Source organism: Nocardioides malaquae (assembly GCF_015070385.1).
GTDB classification, from domain to species: Bacteria; Actinomycetota; Actinomycetes; order Propionibacteriales; family Nocardioidaceae; genus Nocardioides; species Nocardioides malaquae.
This window is the reverse complement of record NZ_JADCSA010001275.1, coordinates 1-233: the sequence shown is the minus strand read 5'-3', so window position 1 is coordinate 233 and position 233 is coordinate 1. Positions and strand designations below refer to the sequence as shown.

General features: G+C 46.4%; 1 protein-coding gene. It reads right to left on the bottom strand.

Annotation, left to right across the window (positions count from 1 at the left end):
• The coding region (locus IEQ44_RS17515) for a hypothetical protein (protein ID WP_227487726.1) at positions 1-233 on the bottom strand (233 nt) is incomplete at both ends.

The following is a 233-nucleotide window of genomic DNA, read 5'->3' as shown; positions in this document are numbered from 1 at the left end:
GTGTTCTGCTGAAACACAACACAAACACACAAACTGACATTTCCTTTTTCTTTTTTTCTCCTACAGTGACAGGAATAGTCCTTGCTGTAAGAGATGCATGTTTGAGAAGGCAGGGAAGAGGTGCCAGGAACCCATCAATGCCACTTGTAAGGGCAGTTCCAATTGCACGGGTGAGTGCCTCCTGCTGGACATATGTATCCACTGCAGCAGCTGCTACGTCACTGTTTTGATTG